The organism is Selenomonas sp. KH1T6, from assembly GCF_900108415.1.
Taxonomy (GTDB): Bacteria; Bacillota; Negativicutes; order Selenomonadales; family Selenomonadaceae; genus Selenomonas_B; species Selenomonas_B ruminantium_A.
In genome coordinates, this window is sequence record NZ_FNWN01000007.1 from 62826 (window position 1) to 75479 (window position 12654).

Annotated in this window: 16 protein-coding genes; 15 read left to right on the forward strand and 1 reads right to left on the reverse strand. The window is 55.1% G+C overall.

Going from position 1 to position 12654, the window contains the following annotated elements:
- The first annotated feature begins 31 nt into the window (after positions 1–31).
- The 15 genes from BLW59_RS06595 to BLW59_RS06665 all read left to right on the forward strand — a co-directional run bounded on the left by BLW59_RS06595 (position 32) and on the right by BLW59_RS06665 (position 12105).
- Positions 32–664 carry a DivIVA domain-containing protein gene (locus tag BLW59_RS06595; RefSeq protein WP_074697145.1) on the forward strand — a complete coding sequence of 211 codons (633 nt, stop codon included), beginning with the start codon at positions 32–34 and terminating at the stop codon, positions 662–664.
- Between the two features lie 30 nt (positions 665–694).
- A complete protein-coding gene (gene larC / locus BLW59_RS06600; protein WP_074697146.1) occupies positions 695–1165 on the forward strand; it encodes a nickel insertion protein in 471 nt (156 codons plus the stop codon).
- Positions 1166–1188: 23 nt separating this feature from the next.
- Positions 1189–1746, forward strand: a complete 558-nt coding sequence (locus BLW59_RS06605; protein ID WP_318258390.1) for a YceD family protein — start codon at positions 1189–1191, stop codon at positions 1744–1746.
- A gap of 30 nt (positions 1747–1776) precedes the next feature.
- Positions 1777–1956: a 50S ribosomal protein L32 gene (gene rpmF, locus BLW59_RS06610; protein ID WP_029540606.1), complete on the forward strand. Its 180-nt coding sequence runs from the start codon at positions 1777–1779 to the stop codon at positions 1954–1956.
- A gap of 415 nt (positions 1957–2371) precedes the next feature.
- The gene (gene fapR / locus BLW59_RS06615) at positions 2372–2932 is read left to right on the forward strand and encodes a transcription factor FapR (protein WP_074697147.1); all 561 of its coding nucleotides are present in this window, start codon (positions 2372–2374) and stop codon (positions 2930–2932) included.
- Between the two features lie 25 nt (positions 2933–2957).
- The gene (plsX, locus tag BLW59_RS06620; RefSeq protein WP_074697148.1) at positions 2958–3995 is read left to right on the forward strand and encodes a phosphate acyltransferase PlsX; all 1038 of its coding nucleotides are present in this window, start codon (positions 2958–2960) and stop codon (positions 3993–3995) included.
- Complete coding sequence (fabK, locus tag BLW59_RS06625) at positions 3995–4942, forward strand: enoyl-[acyl-carrier-protein] reductase FabK (RefSeq protein ID WP_029540602.1); 948 nt, start codon at positions 3995–3997, stop codon at positions 4940–4942. The genes plsX and fabK overlap by 1 nt, the downstream gene beginning before the upstream one ends.
- Positions 4943–4993: 51 nt before the next feature.
- Entirely contained in the window at positions 4994–5938 is a 945-nt protein-coding gene (fabD, locus tag BLW59_RS06630; protein WP_029540601.1) for an ACP S-malonyltransferase, read from the forward strand.
- Position 5939: 1 nt separating this feature from the next.
- On the forward strand, positions 5940–6683 hold the full coding sequence (gene fabG / locus BLW59_RS06635; RefSeq protein WP_074697149.1) for a 3-oxoacyl-[acyl-carrier-protein] reductase: 744 nt from the start codon (positions 5940–5942) through the stop codon (positions 6681–6683).
- A gap of 55 nt (positions 6684–6738) precedes the next feature.
- Positions 6739–6972, forward strand: coding sequence for an acyl carrier protein (locus BLW59_RS06640; protein WP_029540599.1), 234 nt, complete (start codon positions 6739–6741; stop codon positions 6970–6972).
- Positions 6973–7065: 93 nt separating this feature from the next.
- A complete protein-coding gene (locus BLW59_RS06645; protein WP_029540598.1) occupies positions 7066–8007 on the forward strand; it encodes an NAD(P)H-dependent flavin oxidoreductase in 942 nt (313 codons plus the stop codon).
- A gap of 99 nt (positions 8008–8106) precedes the next feature.
- Entirely contained in the window at positions 8107–9351 is a 1245-nt protein-coding gene (fabF, locus tag BLW59_RS06650) for a beta-ketoacyl-ACP synthase II (RefSeq protein WP_074697150.1), read from the forward strand.
- 15 nt (positions 9352–9366) lie between these two features.
- Positions 9367–10083, forward strand: coding sequence for a ribonuclease III (gene rnc, locus BLW59_RS06655; RefSeq protein ID WP_074697151.1), 717 nt, complete (start codon positions 9367–9369; stop codon positions 10081–10083).
- Positions 10084–10185: 102 nt separating this feature from the next.
- The gene (locus BLW59_RS06660; RefSeq protein WP_029540593.1) at positions 10186–11151 is read left to right on the forward strand and encodes a type I phosphomannose isomerase catalytic subunit; all 966 of its coding nucleotides are present in this window, start codon (positions 10186–10188) and stop codon (positions 11149–11151) included.
- Positions 11152–11310: 159 nt separating this feature from the next.
- Positions 11311–12105, forward strand: a complete 795-nt coding sequence (locus BLW59_RS06665; RefSeq protein WP_318258400.1) for an MBL fold metallo-hydrolase — start codon at positions 11311–11313, stop codon at positions 12103–12105.
- Between the two features lie 67 nt (positions 12106–12172).
- Here the strand turns inward: BLW59_RS06665 and BLW59_RS06670 are convergent, their stop codons facing one another.
- On the reverse strand, positions 12173–12610 hold the full coding sequence (locus BLW59_RS06670) for a MarR family winged helix-turn-helix transcriptional regulator (RefSeq protein ID WP_175463371.1): 438 nt from the start codon (positions 12608–12610) through the stop codon (positions 12173–12175).
- Positions 12611–12654 lie beyond the last annotated feature (44 nt).

The following is a 12654-nucleotide window of genomic DNA, read 5'->3' on the forward strand; positions in this document are numbered from 1 at the left end:
AAATTTAGGGAAAAGAAAGGGAGCAATATTTATGTCAGTTTTTGAATCATTGGATAAGATAGAGAATCTGGTGGTTGGGGCCCGTCGCGTGCCTTTCACGGAAAAGACCATGGTCAGTGATGGCGACCTGATCCATTATGTGGATGAGTTGCGCCATGATGTTTCCAGCGAGCTGGAAGAATCAAATGCCATCAAGGCCAATAAGAATGCCATACTTGAGGAAGCTCAGAAGGAAGCTGACCGCATTGTGGAAGAGGCCAAGAAATACGCCCAGCGCATTACGGATGAGCAGGAAATCATCAGGAACTCCCGTGGCGAGGCAGAAAGGATCATGGCCGAAGCCCGCAGTCAGGCTGAAGCCACGGTGACGGAGAGCCAGGAAAAGGCTCGCACCCTTATGGAGCAGGCTCAGTCCCAGGCCAGGGAGATCATGGAGCGCACCCAGGCCAATGCCACCCAGCTGCAGAGTGATGCCGACAGCTATGCCAATCAGGTCTTTGACCAGCTCATCGCCCATGTCAGCAGCACCTTCCAGGGTGTGCGTCAGGCTGAGACCGGCCTGCAGCAGGCTTTGACGGTGCTGCAGCAGGCCAAGAGCCAGATGAACCAGCCACATCCGGTGAACAATCATCCGGCTGCGGCTCCCCAGCCTATTGAAGAGTAAGGCACAGGCTCATGCCGGGAGGCGATATTCATGCAGGAAGAGGTCAGGGCAGCAGATAATCTTCTGCTATTGGAAACCAATATCGATGACATGAATCCCCAGATTTACGGCTATCTCTATGACAGGCTTTTTGAGGCCGGGGCCAGGGATGTGTGGACGACTCCTATCTATATGAAGAAAAACCGCCCGGGGCAGATGCTCTCTGTGCTGGCGAGCGAGGATAAGAAGGACGCTTGTGCCAGGATTATCTTCAGGGAAACCACCAGCATAGGCATCAGGGTGCGGCGCATTGAAGAAAGGCTGGAAGCTGACCGCCATCTGGCTAAAGTGGATACCAAATATGGGGATATTACCTGCAAGGTCAGTGCTTATGGCGGCCATCTCATCAATGTGGCTCCTGAGTATGAGGACTGCTGCCGGGCGGCCAGAGAGAAGAAAGTGCCGCTGAAACTTGTGCAGCAGGAAGCTATGCGCGCCTTTGAAGCAAGGCTGGGAGATTAAGTCTTCCCGTGAGGGAGGACAAAATGATGTTGCAAAATCAGAACAATGGTGTTAAAATATCTGAGGTTGATGCTGAAATGATGAAAATGAGTATTGCTGAGGCGGCAGGGAGCCTGGGACAGGAGATTCCCTTCGCCTATCAGACGACCGCAGAAGAGCTGGGGGCAACGGGGGAGGATTTTTCCTTTGTGGGAGAAATCAGTGTCCGGGGCAGCCTGGTCTATACGGGCGTCTGTTATCGTGTTTTTGGGGAAATCAAGGCGGTCAAGGCTTTTACCTGTGACCGTTGCCTGAAGGACTGTGAGGAAGAGCAGGTTCTCAGCTTTGAGGAGGAATTCCAGAAAGCTGGGGAAGAGAACCCTGAAGGCCTGATGGTGGATGGGGACTATGTTGATATCACGGATATGATTCGGGATACCGTCCTGGCAGCCCAGTCCCTCAGCAATCTTTGCCGGCCCGACTGCAAGGGCCTTTGCCCGGTGTGCGGGGCTGACCTCAATGAAGGCGACTGCGGCTGCGACCGCTTCGTCCCGGATCCCCGCCTGGCAGCATTACAGCAACTGATAAATAAGGAAGACTGATAGAAGTACCTTGAAGGAGGTGTATCCGACATGGCAGTTCCAAAGCGTAAAATGTCCAAGGCTCGTCGTGACAGCCGCCGTGCCAACTGGAAGCTGGAGGCCCCTGGTTTCGTTTCCTGCCCCCAGTGCCACGAGCCCAAGATGCCGCATCATGTGTGCACTGAGTGTGGCTACTATGATGGCAAAGAGGTCATCGCAGCCGCTGAGTAAGGCTATATAGAGCAGAACCGCGAGGTTCTGCTCTTTTTTCATGTGCGCGAGAATAGCTGATTTTAGAATTGTTTCGTAAATCGTAGGTCTTACCTGCCCCGTGAAACGGGGAAGGGGGACCGCCGTTAGGCGGTGGAAGGGGTGTGAGGGTAACGTTACGACTTCGATTCCCCCTTCCACCGGCTTCGCCGGTCCCCCTCCCCCGCAAGCGGTGGAGGTAAGATCTGCTAGAAACGCAATTCTCCTATATGAAAAAACTGATCGTAAGTATAACAATATTAAGTCTGTCCACCAAGAATGTACAGTCGAACAACTTTATTTTCATGACACATGACCCTTGCATTTTTAAGACATACCCTTTATAATAGTCCATTATATGAGATAGTAGCAGCAGGTACTAAAAGGAGGTGAGAACATGGCACGGGTGAAGAAGAAGGAGAGGCAGCAGCTTTTGCTGGCTCAGGTGAAGGACAAGCCTTTCCTCACTGATGAGGAACTGGCCAAGAATCTGGACGTCAGTGTCCAGACCATCAGGCTGGACAGGCTGGAGCTGGGCATCCCGGAACTCAGGGGGCGTATCCGCAAGATGGCGGAAACGGCTCAGAACAAGGTGAAGGCGCTCAGAAGCGGTGAAGTGGTAGGCGAGCTTATCGACCTGGAACTGGGTCATTCGGGGATTTCTCTCCTGCGCATCACTGAGGATATGGTTTTCGCCAAGACGCAGATTGCCAAGGGGCAGTACATGTTCTCACAGGCCAATTCCCTGGCCATAGCGGTGATTGATGCGCCTATGGCAGTGACGGGAGTGGCCAACGTCAAGTACAAGGTGCCTGTGCATGTGGGCGAAAAACTTATTGCCAAGGCAGAGATCGTAAGGGTGCGGGGCAATAAGTATTTTGTCTGGGTGAAGACCCGCAATGAAACTCAGGAAGTTTTCAGAGCCAAGTTTATAATGGTTTCCTGGGGAGAGAATTGAAGTTGATTTATTGGGAGGCGGCAGCGTGAAGATTGCAGTCGATGCCATGGGCGGAGACTATGCGCCGGAACAGATTGTATTTGGTGCAGTCAGGGCAGCAAAAAAATATGGCTGTGAGATCGTACTGGTGGGAGATGAGCCTCAGATTCGTGAGGTATTGAAAAGAGAAGATGGCTGGGAGAAACTGGGCATCACTATTCATCACACCACACAGGTCATCGGGATGGATGAACATCCTGCTGACGCTGTGCGCACGAAGAAAGATTCCTCAGTAGTGGTGGCTACCAGGTTGGTGAAGGACGGCGAGTGCGATGCGGTACTTTCCGCAGGCAGCACCGGGGCAGCTGTGACGGCAGCCCAGCTGATCCTTCGCCGCATCAAGGGCATAGGCCGTCCTACCATTGCCACCCCCATGCCAACCCCCAAGGGGGTGACTCTCCTGCTTGACTCCGGCGCCAATGTTGATTCCAAGCCGGAGCATCTGGTGCAGAGCGGCATCATGGGTTCCATCTATGCCGAATATGTTTTCGGCAGGAAGAGCCCCCGGGTGGGCCTCCTGAATATCGGCGAGGAGGAAACCAAGGGCAACGAGCAGGCCAAGGCTACTTACCAGATACTGAAGACCATGCACACCATCAATTTCCAGGGCAACGCAGAAGGCAGGGATATTCCCAAGGGGAATTTCGACGTCGTAATTTGTGATGGATTTGTTGGCAATGTTGTGCTAAAATTTGGTGAGGGTCTGGCAAAGACCATCATGAAGCTGATTAAGGATGCCGTGAAAGAAGGAGGCATACTGCCGAAGCTGGGAGCACTCCTGCTGATGCCCACTTTGAAGAAGCTGGGCAAGAAGCTGGATGCCAGCGAGTACGGCGGCGCGCCCCTCCTTGGCGTTAACGGCTGCTGCCTTATCAGCCACGGCTCATCCAATGCGAAGGCCATCTGCAGCGCCATCGGCGTGGCGAAAGACTATGTGGAAGGGAGCGTCCTCACCCATATCCAGGAGGCACTCCAGGAAGAGGAGCAGCTGGTCACTGACGGCTCTAAGGAGGATAATGATTGATGTTTGAAAACAATGCGATTTGTAAGCTACTCAACATAAAGTACCCGATTTTCCAGGGTGGTATGGCCTGGATCGGCACGGCTGAGCTGGCTTCGGCAGTATCCAATGCCGGCGGCCTGGGCATCATTGGTGCAGGCCATATGCCGCCTGATATCCTCCGGGCTGAGATCCAGAAGTGCAAGGGTTGGACGGACAAGCCCTTCGGCGTGAACATCATGCTCATGAGCCCCTTTGTCAAGGAGGTCATGCAGGTGGTCATCGACGAGCGCGTGGCCGTGGTCACCACTGGCGCTGGCAATCCCGGCGAGTATCTGCCCGCCCTGAAGGAAATCGGCACCAAGGTCATCCCCGTGGTGGCTTCTGTGGCTCTGGCCAAGCGTCTGACCCGCATCGGTGCTGACGCTGTCATCGCTGAGGGCACTGAGTCCGGCGGTCATATCGGTGAAATCACCACCATGGCGCTCCTGCCCCAGGTGGTGGATGCCGTGGACGTGCCTGTCATCGGCGCCGGCGGCATCGGAGACTCCCGCGGCATGGCAGCAGCTTTTGCCCTGGGGGCACAGGCTGTGCAGATGGGTTCCCGCTTCGTCCTCTCTGAGGAGTGCATTGCCCATGAGAACTACAAGAAGATGGTGCTGAAGGCCAAGGACCGCTCCACTGTGGTCACCGGCCGCTCCCTGGGCCATCCTGCCCGGGTGCTGGCCAACAAGCTTTCCCGCAAGTACGAGGAGATGGAGGCCGCCCAGGCACCTGCTGAGGAGCTTGAGAAGCTGGGTGCAGGCAGCCTGCGCCGCGCTACCCATGAAGGTGACGTGGAGAACGGTTCTGTCATGATTGGCGAGATTTCCGGCATGCTGAATGACATCAAGCCCGTCAAGACCATCATTGAAGATATCGTGAACGGCCTGCCCAAGGTCATCACTGGCATTGAGGAAACCTGCAAGTAATAGGTTATTGCAATAAGAAGTTTCCTGCTTATCTTTCTAGGAGGCATTGCTTTGAATAAACTGGCATTTGTATTCCCCGGTCAGGGTGCCCAGGCTGTCGGCATGGGCAAGGATTTCTATGATAATTATGATGTAGCCAAGAAGATTTTCAAGGAAGCAGACGAAGCTCTTGGTTATTCCATTATGAATATGTGCTTTGAGGGTCCTGCAGAGGACCTGAAGCTCACGGCCAATACCCAGCCTGCTATCCTCACCATGAGCGTCATTGCCAATGAAGTATTGAAGGAAAATGGCATTCAGCCCGAGGTGGCTGGCGGCCACAGCCTGGGCGAGTATTCCGCCCTGGTGGCAGCAGGCGTGCTGTCCTTCCAGGATGCAGTGGTACTGGTGCACAAGCGCGGCCAGTTCATGCAGGAGGCTGTACCTGTAGGCGAGGGCGGCATGGCTGCCATCATCGGCCTTTCTGATGAGGTCATCGTGGATGCCTGCGAGAAGGCAACGGCAGCCAAGGGTGCAGTGCAGGCCGTGAATTTCAACTGCCCGGGCCAGACGGTCATTGCCGGCACCACTGCAGGTGTTGAGGCAGCCGTGGAGGCCCTGAAGGAAGCTGGTGCCAAGAAGGCCGTGATTCTGCCTGTCTCTGCACCTTTCCACAGCACGCTCATGAAGCCTGCTGCTGAGAAGCTCTCCGCAGAGCTTGACAAGGTAGCTCTCCATGATGCAGCTTTCCCGGTAGTGGCAAACTATACGGGCAAGCTCCAGACCAAGGCTGAGGAGATCAAGGAGAACCTGGTGAAGCAGGCAGATAATCCTGTGAAGTGGATTGACTGCGTCAAGACCATGCAGGAATTCGGTGCCGACACCTTTGTGGAAGCAGGCCCCGGCAAGACTCTCTGCGGCTTCAACCGCCGTATTGACAAGGCTATCCAGAGCCTCAACGTAGAAAATATGGAGTCCCTGCAAAAAACGCTTGACTATTTCAAGGAGGTCCGCTAATATGCTTTTAGACGGAAAGGTTGCGCTTGTTACAGGTGCTTCCCGGGGCATCGGCAGGGCTGTGGCCCTGAAGCTGGCCGCCGAGGGCGCCAAGGTTGCTGTGAATTACTCCGGCAGCCAGGCCAAGGCCGAAGAAGTCAAGGCTGAGATTGAGAAGATGGGTGGCGAGGCCATCCTGGTGCAGGCTAACGTGGCTGACAAGGACGCTGTGGAAGCCATGGTCGGGAAGGTCGTTGAGGCTTTCGGCACCATCGATATCCTGGTGAACAACGCCGGCATTACCCGTGACGGCCTGCTGGCCCGTATGAAGGACGAGGACTTCGAGGCTGTGGTGGACATCAATCTGAAGGGTGTTTTCTACTGCACCAAGGCTGTGGCCAAGCTCATGATGAAGAAGCGTAGCGGACGCATCGTGAATATGGCTTCTGTGGTAGGCCTTACCGGCAACGCCGGTCAGACCAACTACGCAGCTTCCAAGGCTGGCGTTATCGGCTTCTCCAAGTCTGCCGCCAAGGAGCTTGCTTCCCGCGGCATCACCGTGAACATGGTGGCTCCGGGCTTCATTGCCACGGACATGACTGACGCTATGAATGAGAAGGCCAAGGAAGCTGTCCTGGGCACTATCCCCATGAAGAGGGAAGGAAGCCCCTCGGATGTGGCAAATGCCGTCCTCTTCCTGGTGAGCGAAAATGCAGCTTATATCACAGGCCAGATTGTCAATGTAGACGGTGGCATGGTAATGTGATATTATCTATATTAGGTACTTTTGCAAGTACACCAATTTAAGGAGGTGAAACTTCATGTCTACTTTCGATAAAGTAAGAGATATCGTGGTTGAGCAGCTGGGTGTTGAGGCTGATGAGGTAGCAATCGAGTCTACGTTCATCGATGATCTTGGTGCTGATTCCCTGGATATCGTGGAGCTGATCATGGCTTTCGAGGAGGAATTCAACATCGAGATTCCTGACGAGGCTGCTGAGAAGATCAAGACTGTTCAGGATGTAGTTACCTACATCGACCAGAACAAAGACTGACAATAGTTTTGGGCGTCTTACCTTTTGAAAAATCCCGTGAACTTCAGTTTCGCGGGATTTTGTCAAGAGGGGAGATTGATTGGAGGAGTAACATTGAAGCTTCCAGAGCTGAAAATTGGCACGAAAATCGCAAAAATGCCTATTATCCAAGGAGGAATGGCGATTCGTCTGTCAACGGCTCGTCTGGCTGCTGCGGTAGCTAACGAGGGTGGCATTGGGCTCATTGCTGCATCCGGAATGTCCCATGACGAACTGCGCTACGAGATAAGACTGGCTCGTTCCCTTACCAAAGGCATTATCGGCATCAATATCATGGTGGCTGCCCGCGACTTTGCAGAGGTAGTGAAGACTGCCATCGATGAGGGCATTGACCTGGTGGTAGCTGGTGCGGGGTTCTCCCGTGATATGTTCGGCCTGGGCAAGGAATCCGGCACGCCTATCGTACCGATTGTATCGTCAGTTAAATTGGCAAAGATTTCCGAGCGTCTTGGCGCTACTGCTATTGTGGTAGAGGGTAAGGAGGCTGGCGGCCACCTGGGAACGGACACCTCTGTGAGGGACCTTATCCCGGATATACGTGCAGCTGTGAAGCTGCCGGTGATTGCAGCCGGCGGTGTCCTTTCCGGTCAGGATGTCGTTGATTTGATAAACATGGGTGCCAATGGCGTCCAGATGGGGTCCCGCTTTGCGGCTTCTGAGGAGGCCAATGGCGCACCGGCCCTGAAGGAATATTATCTGAAATCCAAGCCCGAGGACGTAGTGGTCATCCACAGTCCTGTGGGACTTCCCGGGCGCGCCGTGCGCACTCCCTTCACCGCTAAGGTGCTGGAAGGGCCCGTGCCGCCGACGGTTTGTGATGCCTGCCTGAAGGCCTGCAAGCACAATTTCTGCATCATCCGCTCCCTGATCAGGGCTCAGCAGGGCGATGTGGAGACGGGGCTGGTCTTTACGGGAGAGCGTCTGCCCACTATCAAGAGCATCATGAGCGTGCATGATATCTTTGAGCAGCTCAAGGCTGAGGTAGCGGCAATCTAAGAGGAAATGGGGGGCGTGCTCTGCGCGCCCTATTCTGTTGATTAGGAACCTTGTTTGAAGTTTTTTGAGAACGGTTTCAATTGCGAGAGGAGATTTGTTGTGAAGAATCGCGTAGTTATCACCGGCCTTGGTGCCGTCACCCCTATCGGCATCGGCAAGGACGAATTCTGGAAGGGCCTCCTGGAGGGCAAGAACGGCATTGAGAAGATCACCCGTTTCGATGCTTCCGAGTACGGCGCCCAGATCGCCGGCGAGGTGAAGGATTTCGATCCCGCTGATTACATCGACAAGAAGGAGTCCAAGCGCATGGACCGCTATGCCCAGTTCGCTGTGGCTGCAGCCAAGCTGGCCATTGAGGATTCCGGGATTGATCTTGAGAAAGCAGATCGTGACCGCATCGGCACTTACATCGGCGCTGGCATCGGCGGCATCGAGACCATGCACAGCCAGTACGAGAAGCTCTTTGCCAAGGGTCCTTCCCGTATCAGCCCCTTCTTCATCCCCATGATGATTGCCAACCTGGCCACCGGCCATGTGGCTATCCAGTTCGGCCTCCACGGCCCCTCTGAGTGCGTGGTGACGGCTTGCGCTACGGGCACCAACTGCATCGGTGACGCTTTCCGCGTGATTCAGCGCGGCGATGCTGATGCCATGCTGGCTGGCGGCACCGAGGCCTGCATTTCTCCCGCTGCTGTGGCAGGTTTCGCTGCCATGAAGGCCCTCTGCATGGATCACAACGATGATCCTGCTCATGCTTCCCGTCCCTTCGACAAGAACCGCAGCGGTTTCGTCATGGGCGAGGGCGCAGGCATTGTGATGCTGGAGAGCCTGGAGCACGCCAAGGCTCGCGGCGCTCATATCTACGCCGAGGTGATTGGCTATGGCGCCAACTCCGACGCTTATCACATGACCAGCCCTGCTCCCCATGGCACCTATCAGGCCAAGTGCATGCAGCTGGCTCTGGATGATGCAGGCATGAAGGCCAGCGAGGTTGACTATGTGAACGCCCATGGCACCTCCACCCACCTGAACGACGAGGGTGAGAGCGAGGCTATCAAGGCTGTTTGGGGCGAGGCTGCCAAGGAGGTTTCCGTGTCCTCCATCAAGTCCATGACCGGTCATCTGCTGGGTGCTGCCGGCGGCGTGGAGGCTATTGCCACTGCCCTGACTGTGGAAAATGATATGATGCCTCCCACCATGAACTATGAGACTCAGGACGAGGGACTGGATCTTGACTATGTGCCCAACAAGGCCAAGGCCAAGACCGTGCGCGCAGCTATGTCCAACTCCTTCGGCTTCGGCGGCCACAATGCCTGCCTGCTGCTGAAGAAGTACGCTGAGTAAGCAAGAGGAACAGATATGTCTGAATTCCTTTCTGAGGAAAGGCGTGAGGAACTGGAAAAGCTGGCGGGGAACCTGGGCGTGAAGTTCAGGAACCTTGCCCTGCTGGACCGGGCACTCACCCATACCTCCTACGCCAATGAGGCGAAAAGGAAGACTGACCATAATGAACGTCTCGAATTCTTAGGGGACGCAGTGCTGGAGCTTGCCTCCAGCACTTATCTGTATGGTCGTTTCAAAAACCTTCCCGAGGGCGAGCTTACCAAGATCCGGGCCAGCATTGTGCGCTCGGAGACTCTGGCCCGCCTGGCCAAAGACCTGAAGCTGGGTGAGCATCTGCTCTTGGGCCGGGGGGAGGAAATGGGCGGCGGCCGCAACCGCCAGACCAATCTGGAGGATGCCTTCGAGGCCGTTATCGGCGCCATCTATGAGGACCAGGGCTGGGAGACTGCCCAGGACTACGTGGTGAGGCAGCTTTCCCATGAATTCCAGCAGGCCAGCCGGGTAGGGGAGATCCTGACGGACTACAAGACCACTTTCCAGGAACTGGTACACAAGGACCCGGAAAAGGTCATAACCTACGAAGAAGCAGGCGAGTCCGGCCCCCCTCACGAAAGGATCTTCACCAGCCGGGTGCTGGTGGACGGCGTGCCCTACGGCGAAGGCTCCGGCCGCAGCAAGAAAGCGGCAGAGCAGCAGGCCGCCAGGGCAGCCTTGGCTAAGTGGAAGGGCTGAAATTGCATATTTAGAGGTGGAAGATAATCACAGCTTCCACCTCTTTTTGTTGTCTGTAATTTGTGCTAAAATGTGACTAGATTATGAAGGGGAGGAAGATATATGCTTTATCCTGTTAAGCTGCAGGCACCGCTTAAAGACTATCTCTGGGGGGGCAACCGCCTGCGGGAGGAGTACGGCAAGGCCTCGGAGATGGAGAAGGTGGCGGAGAGCTGGGAGCTTTCCTGCCACAAGGACGGAGAGAGCATCATTGCCGAGGGGGAGGACAAGGGCCTGACTCTGAGGGAATACATTGAGCGACAGGGGCAGCAGATCCTGGGGCCGAAATGTCAGGGGTTGGCGGAATTCCCCCTGCTGATCAAGTTCATCGATGCCAGGGACAGCCTTTCTGTGCAGGTGCATCCGGACAATGAATACGCCCAGCGGGTGGAAGGTGAGCAGGGCAAGACGGAGATGTGGTATGTGCTGGATGCCGAGCCTGGAGCGAAGCTCATCTACGGCTTTGAGAAGGAGATTTCCAAGGAGGAGTTCAGGAACCGCATCGAGGAAGACACCCTGCTGGAGGTCTGCCGCCAGGTGCCGGTGCACAAGGGGGATGTGTTCTTCATCGAGGCGGGGACCCTGCACGCCATCGGGGCAGGCATCCTCATCTGCGAGGTGCAGCAGAGCTCCAATTCCACCTATCGCGTCTACGATTACGGCAGAGTGGGGGCAGACGGCAAGTCTAGGCCCCTGCATATCGGCAAGGCCTTGGCAGTGACCAGGAGGAAACCGCTGCCGCTAAATACGAGGCCCTTGGCAGAAATTGACCTGCTGAAAGGGTGCAGGGTGTCGCTGCTGGCTAAGTGCGATTATTTCACGACTTATCATTTGGAGGTTGATGGTGAGGCGGATTTCAAGGCTCCCGGGGAGTCTTTCCAGTCTTTGACGGTGCTGTCCGGCAGTTTGAAGCTGGTCTGCGGCGGCAAGGATACTGAGCTTGCCAAGGGGGAGACGGTTTTCCTGCCGGTGGGCATGGAGGATTACAGACTCTCTGGTGAGGGTGAGTGCCTTTTAGTTGAGAAGTAAGGGGGCGGCTTGTACTTTTCTTTGATGCAAAGAAAAGTACCAAAAGAAAACCTTTGGGCCTGAATTCATCCTGAATTCAAAGGCCCCTTGGCCCCCATCCTTGGGGGCCAGTTGGAGTGGTCTGGGTGTACTGTAAGAGGGGGAGTTTTTGTGCGGAAGATGTATGTTTTGGGGACTGGCTTTGCCATGGCTACCAAGTGCTTCAATACCTGCTTTTATCTGGAGACGGAGCAGGGGCTGTTCCTGACTGATGCGGGGGGCGGCAATGGGATCCTGCGCCAGTTGGAGGAGACTCCCTTCAAATTCGGTGACTGCCACCACATGTTTGTGACCCACGGCCATACTGACCATGTGCTGGGGGTTATCTGGGTCATGCGCAAGGTGGCTGACCTGATGAACAAGGGAAAGTACGAGGGGCAGTTTCACATTTATTGCCATGATGTGGTGAAGGACATGCTCATCACCATGACGAAGATGACCTTGAAGAAGAAGGATTTTGCCAGGGTGGGGACGGATATCCTGGTGCATGAGGTGCAGGACGGGGAAAGCGTGGAGCTGCCCTTTGCCAATCTCACCGCCTTTGATATCTGCTCTACCAAGGCTAAGCAGTTTGGCTACCGGCTGGTTTTCCCCGATGGCATGAAGTTCGTCTGCCTGGGGGATGAGCCTTACAATGAGCATGACAGGGAGTATGCGGCAGGGGCGGACTGGCTGCTGGCAGAGGCCTTCTGCCGCTATGAGGACAGGGAGGTCTTCAAGCCCTACGAGAAGAACCACAGCACCGTGAAGGAGGCCAGCGAGCTGGCTGAGGAGCTGGGGGCCAGGAACCTGGTGCTTTACCACACGGAAGACAAACATATAGAAACCCGCAAGCAGGATTACAGCGCCGAGGCGGCGAAATACTACCATGGTAAGATTTTCGTGCCTGACGATCTGGATGTGATTGAGCTTTGATCTTGCCAAGGGCATGAAAAAAGAACCGGAGTACCATGGTTTCCCAGGTGTTCCGGTTCTTTCGTTATCAAGAAAACATCGTGTCTATGGAACGATTCAGCCTGTGTATGGCTTCTGAGAGTTTCTGCTGCTCGTCCTTGGTGAGCTTGTGCAGCCTGTCTTCGAACTTTTTCCGCACATAGTCATTCTGCTGATTGATGATTTCCAGACCCTTTTCTGTCAGCTCCAGCAGGCAGCACCTGCGGTCGCGGCAGTCTGCGTTCTTGCTGATGTAGCCCTGCTGCAGCAGGCGTTCTGCCACGGTGCTCATCTGCTGCTTGGAAATCTTCAGTATCTCACTGGCCCGGTTGTTGGTGATGGGGCCTTCCGTGTGGATGACCATGAGAAGGCCGTACTGGTTCAGGGGCAGGGGCAGGTTCTTGTTGCGGAAGAAATTCACATGGATGAGCATGAGGGTTTCCAGAAAGTCTTGGGAAAGGGCATGCCCGGAATCTGCCAAGGTCATTTCCATTCCTCCTTGGTTGGGTTTTATTAGCTGGTTCTTGACTT